The following is a 15,989-nucleotide window of genomic DNA, read 5'->3' as shown; positions in this document are numbered from 1 at the left end:
TCAGTGACCTGAATTTCCGGATTTTCCGGGTTCCCCGAGCCTGTAGAGTTGGGGATTATTATGTTTTGTTCTGTACTCTCAGCAGAAATATATATGCCAAAAATACAGGGCAAAACATCCCTTCAATGCAGAATAACGTACGTTGAAGGGACTGTTTTATATACCCTAAATAATTCGAGTTACAGGAAGGCGGCAATTGAGCGAATCCCCAGGAGCTTACATAAGTAAGTGACTGGGGGGAACGAAAGCAGCCAACGCACATGCAACTTGAAGTATGACGGGTATAGATTATTTTTTCTTAACCGGACGTTGCCAACCCTGCACATGGACTTGCTTAACGCGGCTAAGCACTAACTCGTTTTCGGCGATATCACGGGTGACAGTTGTCCCTGCAGCAATCGTCGCGCCGTTTGCAACCGTGACGGGAGCCACCAGTTGAGTATCGGACCCGACAAAGACATCATCGCCAATAATAGTTTTAAACTTATTAGCTCCATCATAGTTGCAAGTTATAGTTCCTGCGCCAATATTTACGCCAGAGCCAATTTCAGCATCGCCTAAATAGGAGAGATGACCAGCTTTAGAGCCTTTACCCAAGCGGGCTTTCTTGATCTCAACAAAGTTACCGACATGCGCGCCTTCAGCTAATTCCGCACCAGGCCGCAGGCGGGCAAATGGCCCAACAGTACAACCAGCATCCAAACGAGAATCTTCTAATACACTGTATGGGCTGATTTCGGAATCATCACCAATCACACAGTTTTTAAGAACACACCCAGTTCCAATACGAACTCGATCACCTAAAGTCACATGGCCTTCAATGATGACATTGGTATCAATAGTGATGTCACGGCCATGTGTTAATTCTCCGCGCAAATCAAAGCGCGCTGGGTCCAGCAACATCACCCCAGCCAGCAAAAGCTTCTCAGCTTGCTCTGACTGATAAACGCGTTCAAGAGCGGCTAATTGCAGCCGGTTGTTGACACCTTCAACCTCACTCAGACGAGCGGGATGCACAGTAGCTATCTTCTTACCATCAGCATGGGCCAGCGCAATAATATCGGTGATATAAAACTCACCTTGGGCATTATTGTTATCCAGCAGTGATAACCAACGCTTTAAATCACGACCATTGGCAACCAAAATCCCGGTATTTATTTCATTAATCTCACGCTGCGTGTCGCTGGCATCTTTATGCTCAACAATCCCGACTACATCGCCATTCTCACGCACAATACGGCCATAACCACTAGGGTTATCCAGCTTCACCGTTAGCAAGCCAATACCACCTTGTGGCTTCGCCGCTAACAAGCGCTGGAGAGTATCAACTGAGATTAACGGCACATCGCCGTACAGCATCAGGACATCTTCATCATCAGCAAAATGTGGTGCAGCTTGTTGCATCGCATGGCCGGTACCCAACTGCTCAGCTTGCAACACCCAGTTCAATGCCGGGTCAGTGAGTGTTTTTTGCAGCAACTCGCCGCCATGCCCATAAACCAGATGAACCTGCTGAGCACCCAACTTCATGGCAGCATCAATAACATGCTGAACCATCGGCTTGCCTGCCAGTGGGTGTAACACCTTAGGAAGGTCGGAATACATACGTGTCCCCTTACCTGCGGCAAGGATGACTACACTCATTGAGCTGTTAGACATAAGCAACCTGATAACTCCAAATTAATAGACGGAAGTAAACCTGTTTAGCGAAATAATTACTACATATTTCTCAGCGAAAAACGTACTCAACCCGCATGGTTAAAGGGTTGTAGCGATAGAGCAGGTAATAAAAAAATGCAGATAAAAGTGTCTGCGATCGACGACGTTTTATGACCTATTTTTATTAAAATGCCCCCATCTACGCAGGTCACTAGTTACTTATTTTACGACAAGAAACAAGAGTTTTCAGAAAGAAACGCTTTAAGTTTAGCTGAGGCTTAATTAAATAGCAGAAAGTCGGAAGAAGGTGATTAACGAATGCATATTATTGCGTATGAAGGTAAAAAAAATGCCAATCAGTTTTACTGACTGGCATTCTATCGTTCTTTATATTCTTCGTATTTGAAGTTGTGGGCGGTTTAGCAACCTTCGCTAGTAACCAACATCCTCAATTACTTTAAATATATAATAATTTTACAAATTAGTGGGTTACTAAAAACCCACCACTGTAAAATTACATCGCTTTCCTGGTCAGCTCGATTACACGTAGTTTTGCAATCGCCTTCGCCAATTCAGCGGATGCCTGTGCATAGTCGACATCGCCGTGGGAGTTATTGATATGTTCTTCTGCTTTGCGTTTAGACTCCAACGCCTTAGCTTCATCCAGATCAGTTCCACGAATAGCAGTGTCAGCCAATACGATCACCACACTCGGTTGCACCTCAAGGATGCCGCCAGAAAGATAAATAAACTCTTCCTCACCGAACTGCTTAACGATACGTATCATGCCAGGCTTAATGGCAGTGAGCAGTGGGGCGTGACCAGGGAAAATCCCTAGCTCTCCTTCACTACCCGTCACCTGAATTTTTTGTACCACGCCAGAGAACATCTTCTTCTCAGCGCTCACAACATCCAGATGGTAAGTCATTGCAGCCATGTCACCCTCCAGTCAACAGCGTTACAGTTTCTTGGCTTTTTCCACTGCTTCTTCAATGGTGCCAACCATGTAGAACGCCTGCTCCGGCAGGTGGTCATAGTCGCCGTTCATGATGCCTTTGAAACCACGAATGGTATCTTTCAGCGATACGAACTTGCCCGGTGAACCGGTAAAGACTTCTGCCACGAAGAACGGTTGAGACAGGAAGCGTTGGATTTTACGCGCACGGGATACCACCAGTTTGTCATCTTCTGACAACTCGTCCATACCCAAGATTGCGATAATATCTTTCAGTTCCTGGTAACGTTGCAGAATAGACTGCACGCCACGCGCTACATCGTAGTGCTCCTGACCAACAACCAGCGGATCAAGCTGACGGCTGGTGGAGTCAAGCGGGTCAACCGCTGGGTAAATACCCAGAGAGGCGATTTGACGGCTCAGAACGACGGTTGCATCCAAGTGAGCAAAGGTGGTTGCTGGAGATGGGTCAGTCAAGTCATCCGCTGGCACGTAAACGGCCTGAACAGAGGTGATTGAACCCGTCTTGGTGGAAGTAATACGTTCCTGCAACACACCCATCTCTTCTGCCAGAGTTGGCTGGTAACCTACGGCAGATGGCATACGACCCAGCAGTGCGGAAACTTCCGTACCGGCTAAGGTATAGCGATAGATGTTATCGATGAACAGCAATACGTCACGACCTTCATCACGGAATTTCTCCGCCATGGTCAGGCCGGTCAGTGCAACGCGCAGACGGTTTCCTGGTGGCTCATTCATCTGGCCATAAACCAAGGATACTTTGTCCAGAACGTTGGAGTCAGTCATCTCGTGGTAGAAGTCGTTACCCTCACGAGTACGCTCACCCACGCCAGCAAATACGGAATAACCTGAGTGCTCAATCGCAATGTTACGAATAAGCTCCATCATGTTTACCGTTTTACCTACACCCGCACCACCGAACAGACCAACTTTACCGCCCTTAGCGAACGGACAAATCAAGTCCATTACCTTGATACCGGTTTCTAACAAGTCTTGCGAGCTGGCAAGATCTTCGTAAGAAGGCGCTTCACGGTGGATTGCCCAACGCTCTTCTTCACCGATAGGACCTTTCATGTCGATTGGGTCACCCAATACGTTCATGATACGGCCCAGAGTTGACTTGCCCACTGGCACTTCAATTGGGTGTTCCAGGTTGATGACTTTCAACCCGCGGCTCAGACCATCGGAAGAGCCCATTGCGATACAACGAACAACACCACCGCCCAGCTGTTGCTGAACTTCCAGCACGAGCTTCTCAGCTGCGCCTTCAACCTCAAGGGCGTTGTACACTTTTGGTACAGCGTCTTGGGGGAATTCGACGTCCACTACGGCGCCGATTACCTGGATAATCTTTCCAGTAGCCATCTTGAATCCTCTACGTAATACGTTTACCCGTCATATTCCAAATTGCTGGGGCGTTGGCTGCCTTCTCTCACCCGAATTGCTTACTTGAGTAAGCGCCTGGGGATTTGCTCAGTTGCCGCCTTCCCGCAATCTGAACTATTTAGGGTAATAACCTGGTTAAACCGCGGAGGCTCCCCCGACGATCTCGGTGAGTTCCTGAGTGATGCTGGCCTGACGAGCCTTGTTGTAAACCAACTGCAGCTCTTTGATCAGACTACCGCCGTTATCGGTGGCGGCTTTCATCGCTACCATTCGCGCGGCCTGTTCGCTGGCCAGGTTTTCAACGACGCCCTGATAAACTTGCGATTCCACATAGCGACGCAGGAGGGTATCCAGCAGTGCTTTAGGATCAGGTTCATACAGGTAATCCCAGGATTTCTTCTTCAGCTCACCGTCTTCCGCTGGCGGAAGTGGTAATAGCTGCATGATCCGTGGTTCCTGAGACATCGTATTGATAAACTTGTTATTAACGATATACAGTTTATCTAAACGACCTTCATCATAGGCTTGCAGCATGACTTTCACTGGCCCGATAAGTTCTGACAGAGAAGGGTTATCTCCCATGCCAGTCACTTGAGCAACAATTTTGCCGCCCACGGAGCCAAAGAAAGACGCTGCTTTTGATCCGATCAGCGCTAAATCGCATTCAACGCCTTTTTCAGACCAACCTTTCATCTCAGCCAACAGTTTTTTGAACAAGTTAATGTTCAAACCACCACACAAGCCACGGTCTGTAGAAACCACCAGATACCCAACGCGCTTAACATCACGCTCTTCCAGGTATGGATGTTTGTATTCCAGATTACCTAGCGCAAGGTGACCAATCACACTACGCATTGTTTCTGCATAAGGACGGCTGGCCGCCATGCGTTCCTGCGATTTACGCATTTTGGAGGCGGCGACCATCTCCATGGCTTTGGTGATCTTTTGCGTGTTTTGCACGCTGGCGATCTTGGAACGTATCTCTTTTGCGCCGGCCATTTCTGCTTCTCCTCATTGCCAGACGGCCTGCTTTCCTAATGAAAAGCAGGGCCGTATAGCGTTACCAGGACTGGGTTGCCTTAAATGTATCAAGGATGCCTTTCAGCTTGGCCTCGATCTCATCGTTATACGCGCCAGTTTGGTTGATTTGTTGCAGAAGCTCGGCATGCTCACGGTCAGCAAACGCCAACAGCGCAGCTTCAAAGCTACCTACCTTCGCCAACTCGATATCACCCAGATAACCACGTTCAGCTGCGAACAGAACCAGAGACTGCTGCGCAACTGACATCGGTGCGTATTGTTTCTGTTTCAGAAGCTCGGTCACTTTCTGACCGTGGCTCAGCTGTTTACGTGTTGCATCATCCAAATCGGATGCGAACTGGGAGAACGCCGCAAGTTCACGATACTGTGCCAGAGCGGTACGGATACCACCGGACAGTTTTTTCATGATCTTGGTCTGCGCTGCACCACCCACACGGGATACGGAGATACCTGGGTTAACCGCAGGACGAATACCGGCGTTAAACAGGCTGGATTCCAGGAAGATCTGACCATCAGTAATAGAAATTACGTTGGTCGGAACGAATGCGGAAACGTCCCCTGCTTGGGTTTCAATGATTGGCAATGCGGTCAAAGAACCGGTTTTACCTTTCACTTCACCCTTGGTAAAGGCTTCAACGTAATCGGCGTTAACACGCGCAGCACGCTCCAGCAAACGGGAGTGGAGGTAGAATACGTCGCCAGGATAAGCTTCACGACCTGGTGGACGACGGAGCAGCAAGGAGATTTGACGATATGCAACAGCCTGTTTAGACAGGTCATCATAAATAATCAGAGCATCTTCACCGCGGTCGCGGAAATATTCACCCATGGCACAACCGGAGTAAGGTGCCAGGTATTGTAATGCCGCAGATTCTGATGCTGTAGCTACCACCACAATGGTGTTAGCCAACGCGCCATGTTCTTCCAGTTTACGCACTACGTTTGCAACAGTAGAGGCTTTCTGGCCGATAGCAACATACACACATTTAATGCCTGAATCGCGCTGGTTGATGATCGCATCAATCGCCAGAGCAGTTTTACCTGTCTGACGGTCGCCGATGATCAATTCACGCTGACCACGACCGATTGGAATCATGGCATCGACTGACTTATAGCCAGTCTGAACAGGTTCATCAACGGATTGACGTTCGATAACGCCAGGAGCGATAGCTTCAACAGCTGAGAAGCCGTCGTTTTCTACCGGACCTTTACCATCAACAGGTTCACCCAGAGTATTGACGACGCGGCCCAACAGGCCACGACCGACTGGAACTTCCAGGATACGGCCAGTACATTTAACCTTCATGCCTTCAGCAAGATCGGCGTACGGACCCATAACTACAGCACCTACGGAGTCGCGCTCCAGGTTCAGTGCGATTGCGTAACGGTTGCCAGGCAGTGCGATCATCTCGCCTTGCATTACATCAGCCAGACCGTGTACACGAATGATCCCGTCACTAACGGAAACAATAGTACCTTCATTGTGAGCTTCGCTCACTACATTGAACTGAGCAATGCGCTGCTTGATCAGTTCGCTGATTTCGGTGGAATTCAGTTGCATATGCTCCAGTCCCCTTAAGACTGCAAGACGTCCGCCAGGCGTTCTAGACGACCGCGAACGCTGCCATCTATCACCATATCGCCTGCACGTATTACTACGCCGGCCATTACGGACTTATCGATTTTGCAATTCAGCTTAACTTTGCGTGATAGACGTTTTTCCATCGCAGCGGCAATTTTAGCCAGCTGTTCGTCGTTCAATGGGCTCGCAGAGCTCACTTCAACGTCGACGGTCGACTCCAGCGAGGCACGCAGTTGAATAAACTGCAGTAATACCTCAGGAAGAACCAGTAAACGGCCATTCTCCGCCATAACTCGAATGAAGTTCTGTGCGGGTTCATCGAGCTGATCACCACAGACTGCAATAAACGTCTTAGACATTGTTTCTGGCGCTACAGCACCGGAAAGCAATTCAGCGATCTGTTCATTGCGAGTCACTTGGGCAGTAAACGCCAGCATATCTTGCCAACGATCAACCGCCTGGTGCTCAACAGCAAAGTCAAAAGCTGCTTTGGCGTAGGGGCGAGCTACAGTTACAAATTCAGACATCAGCCCCTCCCTCCTTACAGTTCAGCGACCAGTTTATCAACGATGTCGCTGTTAGCAGCTTCATCCACGGAACGTTCGATGATCTTCTCGGCGCCAGCTATAGCCAACATCGCGACTTGCTTACGCAACTCTTCACGAGCACGCTTACGTTCGGCGTCGATCTCTGCCTGCGCTTGCGCCACGATTTTGTTACGTTCCTGTTCAGCTTCTGCTTTAGCTTCATCAAGGATCTGAGCTTTGCGTTTACTTGCCTGCTCAATAATCACCTGTGCTTCTGCTTTGGCCTTCTTCAGTTGGTCGGTCGCATTGGCTTGCGCTAAGTCCAAATCTTTTTTGGCACGCTCTGCAGAAGAGAGACCGTCAGCAATTTCTTTTTGACGCTTCTCGATGGCAGCCATAATCGGCGGCCATATATACTTCATACAGAACAGGACAAACAGGACAAACGCGATGGCCTGGCCGAGGATTGTTGCGTTAAGATTCACAGCACAATGCCTCTTTAAAAGTTAATAGTTTGGTGTAGTTCACAGTAGAGAAAACTCTACTTACGCGACAGCAAACATCACGTACAGACCCAGACCAACAGCGATCATAGGGATGGCGTCAACCAGGCCCATGACGATAAAGAACTGTGTACGCAGCAGAGGAATCAGGTCAGGCTGACGTGCAGCGCCTTCCAAAAATTTACCACCCAGGATGCCGATACCGATCGCAGCACCGATTGCCGCTAAACCCATCATTATAGCGGCAGCCATGTACAGCAGATCCATATTCAGGTTTTCCATGACAGTCTCCAGTTTATTTCAGTTAAAACGCAGTAGTGTTATAAGAAAATCAGTGCTCTTCGGACGCCATCGACAGATAGACAATCGTCAGAACCATGAAGATAAAGGCTTGTAACGTAATAATCAGTATGTGGAAGATAGCCCAAGGTAAACTGAGCATCCACTGTGACCACCACGGCAACAGGCCAGCAATCAGGATGAAGATCAACTCACCCGCATACATGTTGCCGAACAGTCGCAGACCGAGTGAAACCGGTTTGGACAGCAGGCTGACACCTTCCAGAATTAAGTTAACTGGAATGAATATCGGGTGATTGAACGGCTGCATCGTTAATTCTTTTACGAAGCCGCCTACACCTTTCATTTTAATGCTATAGAACAGGATCAGGATGAAGACACCCAATGCCATGGACAAGGTAATACTCACGTCTGCGGTAGGTACTACACGCAGCGCAGGTAACCCAAAGACATGTTCACCAATGTAAGGCAGTAAATCGATTGGTAGTAAGTCCATCATGTTCATCAATAAAACCCAAACAAACACGGTCAGGGCTAATGGTGCGATGACTTTACTTTTGCCGTGGTACATATCCCGTACGCTGTTATCGACAAAACCGATAATTAACTCAACAGCCGTCTGCAATTTGCCAGGTACGCCACTGGTGGCACCTGCCGCAACTTTGCGGAAAACAAACAGAAAAGCTAACCCCAGCACGACAGAGAAGAACAAAGAGTCAATGTTCAACGTCCAGAACGTCGCAGGGCCAGGTGAGTGGGGATTGACCAACTCAAAGGTACGCAGGTCCAACTGAAGGTTATTCAGATGGTGACCTATGTAGTCCCTTGGAGTAGAGATTTCTCCTGATGCAGACATGATGCCTCTTACCCTTTTTGTAGTTAAATACGGTGACCGTTAAATACGATAACTGTTAAGTACGGTAGCCGCTTATCACGGCCGGTGCCAATATCTGCACAATCAGCACCGCTAAATAGGTTAAACCGAGTGGCGTAAATGCTGCTTTAAACAGCCCTAATGCCACAATCAGCAAAATTATCGTCATGATAACTTTTAACCCTTCGCCAATAGCAAATGACCACGCAACACGACCCGGAGCAGCTGTTTTTGCCTGATGGCGGCAAGCAAACAACATAAATATGGCACTGGGTAACCAGGCTGCCAATCCTCCTGCCAAAGCAGAAGCACTCCATTCCAGGCTTCTAAAACCAAAAACAGCACTGAGAACAACAAAAGTCATTAACTGCAACAACAGTAACTTTCGTGCAATTTTCCCACTGTAAAGGGATACAGACATGACGTTTGTTCTCTCCGAACCACACTAAAGGCATATTAAGTGAGGTATAGAACTGCCTTTTACCCCATTGAGTCAAGCAGCAAAAAACGAGCAAATTATACGGGCCACTCAAACGAATTCAATCGATAAGTAACGAAAAGGTGAACAATTATTCAATTTTTTTACTTTCTGGCTCTTTTCAGCAGATTGCTCTCGGAATATAGGCCAAATTCAATTGTCTGACGATTCCAATTATTATCAATAAAGCGTGCAACTGATCACAAAACTTAAAACAAAACGATTTATAGCCCATAACAGCCTGCTTTGTCTTTAACGAAAAGAGCCATTAAAAACTTTTATAAATCATAATGTTAAATTTAAACTATTATCAAACAACTTATCTACTTAGTAAAAACTTACCGTTGACATTTCAGATAATAATCCAGCAACACTTCGGACACATAAAAAGAATGATATCTCCGATAAAATAATGACCAGAGTGACTATTTGAACATCTTCAATATGATTATGTCGTTCATTGCTGCTGATATTGTAAACAAGGCGTTAAATATAATCTTTCCGAACTATAGTCAGCGGCTAAATAATAGCCAATATTAAAAGTGCTATCGCAGACAATTCACCTTACTTACTCTAAGGATTTATTACATTTTTTTGATAAATAACAAAGTTAGTTTGACTTAAGAATAACCAAATGACGTTCACCGTCCAACTCTGGTACCTGCAGTCGAACAACCGACTCAACAACTATCCCTTCAGGCAATGTTGCTAATTCATCATCCGGCCTTACCCCTTTAAGCGCATAAAAGCGCCCTTCAGGCTTAGCGGGCAAATGATGACACCAAGACAGCATATCTTGTAAGGATGCAAATGCACGGCTTATTACACCATCAAATGGCGGTTTTGCGGCAAAGTCCTCAACACGGCTTTGTACCGGTTCGATATTGCTTAACCCTAACTCATGCTGTACCTGCCGTAAAAAGCGAACACGCTTACCCAAGCTATCAAGCAAGACGAAGTGTGCATCGGGCCGCACGATGGCCAACGGTATCCCTGGAAGCCCTGGCCCCGTGCCGACATCAATAAAACGGCTGCCTTGCAAGTGTGGGTTAACGACTATGCTATCCAGAATATGCCGCACCAGCATTTGCATTGGGTCACGCACGGAAGTCAGATTATAAGCTTTGTTCCACTTATCAAGCAGTTCCACATAGCCTATCAATTGGTGTTTTTGCTGATCGGGTAACTCAATACCTGCTGCATTCAGCAGGGAATCTAATTTTTTTAACACAACAGTATCCTCTGACTGAAAAAACTCTGTCAGCGTGTAATAAGCCAATATGTGGAATGATAATCTAGCTTAGCGGTGGTTTGAATAGTTGGTTGTGGCTGAATGACCGGGCTGCTTATTCTTGCAGCCCGGCAAATGTTTGATGGTTATGCGCTACGGCGCAACAAACCTTGTTTTTTCAGCCAAACCAACAAGATGGAAATTGCCGCAGGTGTAATGCCTGAAATACGTGAAGCTTGCCCGATCGAGTTAGGTTTATGATCATTCAATTTAGCAATAACTTCATTCGACAAACCAGACACTTGGCGATAATCGAGATCAGCGGGCAATAAGGTATTCTCATTCCGTAACTGTTTTTCGATCTCTTCCTGCTGACGGGCAATATAACCTTCATATTTAACCTGAATCTCAACCTGATCTGCTGCTTGGGGATCGGTTAATGCTGGGCCAAATGAAGGCAACGTTGTTAACAAACGATAGTCGATTTCAGGGCGACGCAGTAATTCTTCTCCATTGGCTTCTTTAGACAATGGAGCTTTCAGCACCGCATTGATTTCAGCTACGTTCTCAGAATGAGGATGAACCCAGATATCACGTAGGCGCTGGCGTTCTTTTTCAATTTGCTCAATTTTTTGGCTAAAGTGAGCCCAACGAGCATCATCGACCAGCCCTAACTTACGGCCCATTTCAGTCAAACGCAGATCCGCATTGTCTTCACGCAGCATCAACCGATATTCCGCTCGTGAGGTAAACATACGGTACGGCTCTTTGGTGCCGAGGGTGCTTAAATCGTCCACCAGCACGCCAAGGTAAGCTTCATCGCGGCGAGGTGACCATCCATCTTCATCGTTGGCGAAACGGCCAGCATTGAGGCCTGCAAGCAGCCCTTGAGCCGCAGCTTCTTCATAGCCCGTAGTCCCATTGATTTGCCCGGCAAAGAACAAGCCCTGGATATATTTACTTTCCAGAGTCGGTTTCAAATCACGAGGATCAAAGAAATCATATTCAATGGCATAACCAGGACGAACGATGCGTGCATTTTCCAGCCCTTTCATCGAGCGGACTATCTGCATCTGAACATCAAAAGGCAAGCTGGTAGAAATACCGTTTGGGTAGATCTCATTACTGGTCAGACCTTCAGGTTCAAGGAAGATCTGATGTGAATTACGATCAGCAAAGCGCATGACTTTGTCTTCGATCGATGGGCAATAACGTGGCCCGATCCCTTCAATGATCCCCGCATACATTGGGCTGCGATCCAGGTTATTACGGATCACTTCGTGGGTTTTTTCATTGGTGTAGGTGATATGACATGCCATTTGCTCTGGATGCTGGCTGGCATTCCCCAGGAATGAAAAGACCGGAATAGGTGTATCGCCCAGTTGCGGGGCTAATTGGCTAAAATCAATAGTTCGAGCATCAATACGTGGCGGAGTACCGGTTTTAAGGCGATTTACTCGTAGCGGTAATTCACGCAGGCGTTGTGACAACGATATGGATGGCGGATCACCTGCACGGCCGCCGCTGTAGTTCTCAAGGCCAATATGAATTTTGCCATCGAGGAAAGTGCCGACGGTTAAAACCACAGCTTTAGCGCGGAATTTTAACCCCATTTTGGTCACAGCACCGACCACACGATCGTTTTCAACAATCAGATCTTCTACTGGCTGCTGGAAAATCATCAAGTTAGGCTGGTTTTCCAATGCGGTACGTACCGCTTGGCGATACAGAACACGGTCGGCTTGGGCTCGGGTTGCTCTTACCGCTGGCCCTTTGCTGGCGTTTAGTATCCTAAACTGAATACCGGCCTGGTCAGTTGCCATTGCCATTAACCCGCCCAGAGCATCGATCTCTTTTACCAAATGCCCCTTACCAATACCGCCAATCGCTGGGTTACAAGACATTTGTCCCAACGTGTCGATATTGTGCGTCAGCAATAAGGTCTGACGTCCCATGCGTGCCGCTGCCATTGCAGCTTCCGTGCCGGCATGGCCACCACCAATGATGATGACGTCAAATTGATCTGGATAAAACATGGTACTGCACCTCGCCGTTATGCGAATTTCTGTGTTTGCCCTGGGGTGGGGGATTCTACTCAAGTTTAGACGATCGACCAAGCAGCTTAGGATCGCTCTTAATTAAAAGAAGATCTTTTTATTTAAAGATCTCTTTATTAGATCTCTTATTAGGATCATGATCCTCTGTGGATAAGTGATTATTCACATTTAAGATCATGTAATTAAGGAGGATCGTTTGCTGTGAATGATCGGTGATCCTATTGCGTATAAGCTGGGATCTAAATGGCATGTTATGCACAGGCACTTTAAGTCACTAAGGTTGTTATGTGGATATGTACTGCTTATACCCTGCTTTCAAGCTTACTTATCCACATTCGTTCGCGTGATCTTTAAGCAAATTAGAGTAAATTAATCCAGTTTTTAACCCAAATCTCTGCCGGGTCCTCAGGAATTTCATGTTTGATGACATCAATTTCTAAAATATCACCTACACGCATGGCTCCCTGGATGATCAGTTGCTGATCTAATTTTCTGACCGCACCACAGAAAGTGTCATATTCTGAACTGCCCAAACCAACAGCACCAAAGCGAACCTGTGAGAGATCCGGTTTCTGCTGCTCGATTTGTTCTAATAAGGGTTGAAGATTGTCTGGTAGATCACCTGCACCATGAGTGGAAGTGATAATTAGCCACATACCATCCAGGGCCAGCTCGTCTAATTCCGGACCATGCAGAGTTTCTGTCGTGAAACCCGCCTCTTCTAATTTCTCAGCTAAATGTTCAGCAACGTATTCAGCACTGCCAAGCGTACTGCCACTGATCAAGGTAATGTCAGCCATAAAGAACCCAACCGAAGTAATGAACCGGTATTGTACGCTGTGAATCAGCTGGGATCTACCTGTGGATAATGTGGGTATAGTTATTTAGTGCTCAGGGCACGATGGTACGCATGATGGGGTTTTGCAGGGAAATAAGAGTCTCGGTTGACTGGATCTCATCAATGGTTTGGATCTTGTTGATAAGTACCTGTTGTAGTGCATCTATCGATTTACACATGACCTTAATAAAGATGCTGTAATGGCCTGTGGTGTAATAAGCCTCGACAACTTCTTCTAAACTTTCCAGTTTTTTTAACGCAGAGGGGTAATCTTTGGCACTTTTCAAAATGATGCCAATGAAGCAGCACACGTCATAACCCAGCTGTTTTGGATTAACGTGAACACAAGCTGCGGTGATAATCCCTGCCTGACGCATTTTCTCAACTCGGACATGAATGGTTCCTGGGCTAACACCAAAATTTTTGGCTAATTCCGCATAAGGTGTACGCGCATTTTCCATTAATGCGTTCAGGATGCCACGATCGAGATTATCGATTTGATAAATTTCACTCATATTAACCCCCTTTTTTTATCGATTATCTAATTATAGACACATAAAAATGAATGATTAAAAGTGAAAAGGCAATATTGTTTATTGGATATTGAATTTAACCCTCATTCTGTTGCTTAATCGATGACAAGCCAAACGGCACAACAGACAATTTGCATAATCGACAGCAACGAATTGAGAAAATGACAATGAAAAAGCAATTTATCCAAAAACAACAACAGATCAGTTTTGTAAAATCCTTCTTTTCCCGTCAACTAGAGCAGCAATTGGGCCTAATTGAGGTGCAGGCACCCATCCTGAGCCGTGTGGGTGACGGTACCCAAGATAACCTGTCTGGTTCAGAGAAAGCCGTTCAGGTAAAAGTAAAAAGCTTGCCAGACGCAACTTTTGAAGTTGTTCATTCATTAGCTAAATGGAAGCGTAAAACCTTAGGTCGCTTTGATTTTGGTGCTGACCAAGGAATTTACACCCATATGAAAGCATTGCGTCCTGATGAAGATCGCTTGAGCGCCATTCATTCCGTGTATGTCGATCAGTGGGATTGGGAGCGCGTCATGGGTGATGGCGAGCGCAACCTGGCTTATCTGAAATCCACGGTTAACAAAATCTACGCGGCTATTAAAGAAACCGAAGCAGCGATCAGTGCAGAATTTGATATAAAACCTTTCTTGCCAGAACAGATTCATTTTATCCACAGTGAAAGCCTGCGCGCTAAATTCCCTGATCTGGATGCGAAAGGTCGCGAACGCGCCATTGCTAAAGAGCTGGGTGCTGTTTTCTTGATTGGGATTGGCGGCAAATTAGCTGACGGTAAATCTCATGATGTTCGTGCCCCGGATTATGATGACTGGACCTCTCCGAGTGCAGAAGGTTTTGCTGGGCTAAACGGTGACATTATTGTCTGGAACCCCGTGCTGGAAGATGCTTTTGAAATTTCATCCATGGGTATTCGCGTCGATGCAGAAGCACTGAAACGCCAATTAGCGCTGACATCAGATGAAGATCGTCTGAAACTGGAATGGCATCAATCGCTGCTGAAAGGTGAAATGCCGCAGACAATCGGTGGGGGTATTGGTCAGTCCCGTTTAGTGATGTTATTGCTGCAACTACAGCATATTGGTCAGGTGCAATGTGGTGTGTGGGGGGCAGAAGTCAGCGAGAAGGTAGAAGGCTTGCTATAATTCCCAGCAGATCATCTCTGAATTATTTAAACCCGTTATGGCTTATGCAGCTATAGCGGGTTTTTAACATCATAAACATAAGCGGGTTCTTTCATCTATGCTGTAGGTGGCATAATACTGAGGTATTTCACCTATAAGGTTGTTGACGTTATGGCCCGATTTCACCCTCTTAAACATTACTCACATGCGCGTCCAAGGCTGCTATTATCTGTTGGTGCTGGAATAATCACTTACTTCCTGTTGCCATCACATTTCACTGTATTACTGCGCTTGATGGTGAGTTGGAATATATTTGCATGGCTCTATTTGTTCTTTTTATGGCTGCAATTATTGCGCAATGATCCGAAAAAAATCAGATTAATAGCTCGTGTGCAGGATGAAAGTGCCAGTATGGTGCTAAGTATTGTTAGCATGGCGTGTTTGGCGAGTATTCTGGTTATTCTGTTTGAGTTAAGCACGGCGAATCAGTTATCGGGTTCTGCCAAAGCATTCCATTTAGTCCTCACAGGAATGACTTTATTGGTCTCGTGGTTATTATTGCCAACCGCTTTTACTATGCATTATGCCCATTTATTTTATTTATCCCGCGATGAGTCAGACGCTGTTCTCCCGTTAATTTTCCCTAAAGAGGTTACTGAGCCTACTTATTGGGATTTTCTTTATTTTTCATTCACTATAGGGGTCGCTTCCCAAACCGCTGATGTCTCGACTGGCACGTCAGATATCCGTCGAGTGGTGCTCTTGCAGTCAGTATTATCCTTTATTTTCAATATGACGATCTTGGGATTATCAATTAACGTCGGGGCTGGGTTACTGAACTAGAATAGTCTCTTAGCGAGAATAG

At 46.5% G+C, this 15,989-nt stretch carries 16 protein-coding genes; 2 read left to right on the top strand and 14 right to left on the bottom strand.

The window, feature by feature from the left end; translation table 11 throughout:
- Positions 1-288: 288 nt before the first annotated feature.
- The 14 genes from glmU to asnC form a co-directional block, all read right to left on the bottom strand.
- Complete coding sequence (gene glmU, locus QSV56_RS15120; RefSeq protein ID WP_046051942.1) at positions 289-1,659, bottom strand: bifunctional UDP-N-acetylglucosamine diphosphorylase/glucosamine-1-phosphate N-acetyltransferase GlmU; 1,371 nt, start codon at positions 1,657-1,659, stop codon at positions 289-291.
- Positions 1,660-2,173: 514 nt separating this feature from the next.
- Entirely contained in the window at positions 2,174-2,596 is a 423-nt protein-coding gene (locus tag QSV56_RS15115) for a F0F1 ATP synthase subunit epsilon (RefSeq protein WP_005175169.1), read from the bottom strand.
- A gap of 21 nt (positions 2,597-2,617) precedes the next feature.
- Complete coding sequence (atpD, locus tag QSV56_RS15110) at positions 2,618-4,000, bottom strand: F0F1 ATP synthase subunit beta (RefSeq protein ID WP_005161168.1); 1,383 nt, start codon at positions 3,998-4,000, stop codon at positions 2,618-2,620.
- Between the two features lie 156 nt (positions 4,001-4,156).
- Entirely contained in the window at positions 4,157-5,020 is an 864-nt protein-coding gene (gene atpG, locus QSV56_RS15105; protein WP_011817476.1) for a F0F1 ATP synthase subunit gamma, read from the bottom strand.
- 61 nt (positions 5,021-5,081) lie between these two features.
- Complete coding sequence (gene atpA, locus QSV56_RS15100; protein ID WP_005161175.1) at positions 5,082-6,623, bottom strand: F0F1 ATP synthase subunit alpha; 1,542 nt, start codon at positions 6,621-6,623, stop codon at positions 5,082-5,084.
- A gap of 14 nt (positions 6,624-6,637) precedes the next feature.
- On the bottom strand, positions 6,638-7,171 hold the full coding sequence (gene atpH / locus QSV56_RS15095) for a F0F1 ATP synthase subunit delta (protein ID WP_005175171.1): 534 nt from the start codon (positions 7,169-7,171) through the stop codon (positions 6,638-6,640).
- Between the two features lie 14 nt (positions 7,172-7,185).
- A complete protein-coding gene (gene atpF / locus QSV56_RS15090; RefSeq protein WP_004393038.1) occupies positions 7,186-7,656 on the bottom strand; it encodes a F0F1 ATP synthase subunit B in 471 nt (156 codons plus the stop codon).
- A 60-nt stretch (positions 7,657-7,716) separates the two neighbouring features.
- Entirely contained in the window at positions 7,717-7,956 is a 240-nt protein-coding gene (gene atpE, locus QSV56_RS15085; RefSeq protein ID WP_004393045.1) for a F0F1 ATP synthase subunit C, read from the bottom strand.
- Positions 7,957-8,005: 49 nt separating this feature from the next.
- The gene (gene atpB / locus QSV56_RS15080; protein WP_005161179.1) at positions 8,006-8,830 is read right to left on the bottom strand and encodes a F0F1 ATP synthase subunit A; all 825 of its coding nucleotides are present in this window, start codon (positions 8,828-8,830) and stop codon (positions 8,006-8,008) included.
- 55 nt (positions 8,831-8,885) lie between these two features.
- Positions 8,886-9,269: a F0F1 ATP synthase subunit I gene (atpI, locus tag QSV56_RS15075; RefSeq protein ID WP_005161181.1), complete on the bottom strand. Its 384-nt coding sequence runs from the start codon at positions 9,267-9,269 to the stop codon at positions 8,886-8,888.
- A gap of 667 nt (positions 9,270-9,936) precedes the next feature.
- Positions 9,937-10,557, bottom strand: coding sequence for a 16S rRNA (guanine(527)-N(7))-methyltransferase RsmG (rsmG, locus tag QSV56_RS15070; protein ID WP_019081478.1), 621 nt, complete (start codon positions 10,555-10,557; stop codon positions 9,937-9,939).
- A gap of 146 nt (positions 10,558-10,703) precedes the next feature.
- On the bottom strand, positions 10,704-12,593 hold the full coding sequence (gene mnmG, locus QSV56_RS15065) for a tRNA uridine-5-carboxymethylaminomethyl(34) synthesis enzyme MnmG (RefSeq protein ID WP_011817477.1): 1,890 nt from the start codon (positions 12,591-12,593) through the stop codon (positions 10,704-10,706).
- A gap of 380 nt (positions 12,594-12,973) precedes the next feature.
- Positions 12,974-13,414, bottom strand: coding sequence for an FMN-binding protein MioC (mioC, locus tag QSV56_RS15060; protein WP_019081480.1), 441 nt, complete (start codon positions 13,412-13,414; stop codon positions 12,974-12,976).
- A 91-nt stretch (positions 13,415-13,505) separates the two neighbouring features.
- A complete protein-coding gene (gene asnC, locus QSV56_RS15055) occupies positions 13,506-13,967 on the bottom strand; it encodes a transcriptional regulator AsnC (RefSeq protein ID WP_005161192.1) in 462 nt (153 codons plus the stop codon).
- 185 nt (positions 13,968-14,152) lie between these two features.
- Between asnC and asnA the strand changes: the two genes are divergently transcribed.
- Together asnA and QSV56_RS15045 are read left to right on the top strand one after the other, a co-directional pair.
- Entirely contained in the window at positions 14,153-15,145 is a 993-nt protein-coding gene (gene asnA / locus QSV56_RS15050) for an aspartate--ammonia ligase (RefSeq protein ID WP_019081481.1), read from the top strand.
- A gap of 150 nt (positions 15,146-15,295) precedes the next feature.
- Positions 15,296-15,967: a DUF1345 domain-containing protein gene (locus QSV56_RS15045; protein WP_019081482.1), complete on the top strand. Its 672-nt coding sequence runs from the start codon at positions 15,296-15,298 to the stop codon at positions 15,965-15,967.
- Positions 15,968-15,989: the final 22 nt, after the last annotated feature.

The sequence above is a fragment of the Yersinia sp. 22-579 genome, assembly GCF_030433455.1.
In the GTDB taxonomy this organism is placed as follows: domain Bacteria; phylum Pseudomonadota; class Gammaproteobacteria; order Enterobacterales; family Enterobacteriaceae; genus Yersinia; species Yersinia enterocolitica.
Note: the sequence above shows the minus strand (reverse complement) of the source record. Positions and strands in the feature narration are given on the sequence as shown.

Excerpts from the sequence above, each read along its gene's own strand:
- glmU (WP_046051942.1), bottom strand. The coding sequence starts at position 1,659 with ATGTCTAACAGCTCAATGAGTGTAGTCATCCTTGCCGCAGGTAAGGGG.
- mioC (WP_019081480.1), bottom strand. The coding sequence starts at position 13,414 with ATGGCTGACATTACCTTGATCAGTGGCAGTACGCTTGGCAGTGCTGAA.
- asnC (WP_005161192.1), bottom strand. The coding sequence starts at position 13,967 with ATGAGTGAAATTTATCAAATCGATAATCTCGATCGTGGCATCCTGAAC.
- atpD (WP_005161168.1), bottom strand. The coding sequence starts at position 4,000 with ATGGCTACTGGAAAGATTATCCAGGTAATCGGCGCCGTAGTGGACGTC.
- mnmG (WP_011817477.1), bottom strand. The coding sequence starts at position 12,593 with ATGTTTTATCCAGATCAATTTGACGTCATCATCATTGGTGGTGGCCAT.
- atpB (WP_005161179.1), bottom strand. The coding sequence starts at position 8,830 with ATGTCTGCATCAGGAGAAATCTCTACTCCAAGGGACTACATAGGTCAC.
- asnA (WP_019081481.1), top strand. The coding sequence starts at position 14,153 with ATGAAAAAGCAATTTATCCAAAAACAACAACAGATCAGTTTTGTAAAA.
- atpE (WP_004393045.1), bottom strand. The coding sequence starts at position 7,956 with ATGGAAAACCTGAATATGGATCTGCTGTACATGGCTGCCGCTATAATG.
- atpG (WP_011817476.1), bottom strand. The coding sequence starts at position 5,020 with ATGGCCGGCGCAAAAGAGATACGTTCCAAGATCGCCAGCGTGCAAAAC.
- QSV56_RS15045 (WP_019081482.1), top strand. The coding sequence starts at position 15,296 with ATGGCCCGATTTCACCCTCTTAAACATTACTCACATGCGCGTCCAAGG.
- QSV56_RS15115 (WP_005175169.1), bottom strand. The coding sequence starts at position 2,596 with ATGGCTGCAATGACTTACCATCTGGATGTTGTGAGCGCTGAGAAGAAG.
- atpH (WP_005175171.1), bottom strand. The coding sequence starts at position 7,171 with ATGTCTGAATTTGTAACTGTAGCTCGCCCCTACGCCAAAGCAGCTTTT.
- atpI (WP_005161181.1), bottom strand. The coding sequence starts at position 9,269 with ATGTCTGTATCCCTTTACAGTGGGAAAATTGCACGAAAGTTACTGTTG.
- atpA (WP_005161175.1), bottom strand. The coding sequence starts at position 6,623 with ATGCAACTGAATTCCACCGAAATCAGCGAACTGATCAAGCAGCGCATT.